Source organism: Mycobacterium sp. ACS4054 (genome assembly GCF_001667275.1).
Classification (GTDB): Bacteria; Actinomycetota; Actinomycetes; order Mycobacteriales; family Mycobacteriaceae; genus Mycobacterium.
In genome coordinates this window covers 1-981 of record NZ_LZHV01000027.1, presented here as the reverse complement: position 1 = coordinate 981, position 981 = coordinate 1, and the positions used below count along the sequence as shown (strand labels likewise).

Sequence of the window (981 nt, the reverse complement as noted above, 5' to 3'; positions counted from 1 at the left end):
CACCGGTCAATTGGTGTTGATCGTGCATCACCTGGCCGTCGACGCGGTGTCGTGGCGGATCCTGGTGGAGGACTTCAACATCGCCTGGGCCCAGCACCACAGCGGCCAAACGATCACCCTGCCCACCGGTAGCACCTCGTTTCAGCGCTGGGCGGCACTTCTGGAAACGCACGCTCACCGGCCGGACGTCATACAGCAGGCCGACACGTGGCGGCAACTGGCGGCTCCGGCCACCCTGCCCCCTCCCCAAGCCGGGGACACCTATACCGCCGCTGGACATTTGACGACCGCGCTGGATGTCGAGACGACGCGGCGTCTGCTTACCGAGGTGCCCGCGGCGTTTCACACCGGAGTGCAGGAGATCTTGCTGATCGCCTACGCGCTGGCCTGGACCGAATTCCTGGGCACCGGCGACGCGATCGGTATCGATGTCGAGGGGCACGGCCGCCACGACGAGCTGGCCCGCGACGTGGACCTGTCCCGCACGGTGGGCTGGTTCACCACCAAATACCCGGTCACGCTGTCAGTGGCCGGGCCGGGCTGGTCGCGCGTCACCGCCGGCGACCCGGCGCTGGGCCCAATCATCAAGGCCGCCAAGGAACAACTGCGCGCCCTGCCCCACCCGCTGACCTACGGACTGCTGCGCTACCTCACCACCGAGCTGACCACACCCGAGCCCACGATCGGCTTCAACTACCTCGGCCGCCTCGGCGCCGCGGCCGACCTCCCCGGCGACCTGTGGGGGGTGAGCCGCGACAGCCTGGAGGTCGCCGCCGCGGCAGCCGCGGTGCCGATGCCGTTGTCCCACAGTGTCGAGCTGAACGCCGCCACCATCGACACCGACACGGGTCCGCGCCTCAACGCCACCTGGACCTGGGCCCCCTCCGTGTTGGATCACGCGCAGATCGGCCGGCTCAGCCAACTCTGGTTCGACGCCCTGACCGCAATCTCGAACCACGTCCGACACGGTGGCGGCGGCCT

1 protein-coding gene is annotated in these 981 nt (G+C 69.1%); it reads left to right on the top strand.

Features of this window, described 5'->3' with window-relative positions; all coding sequences use genetic code 11:
* A partial coding sequence (locus A5730_RS05235; RefSeq protein ID WP_231994633.1) for a condensation domain-containing protein occupies positions 1–981 on the top strand: 981 nt, incomplete at both ends.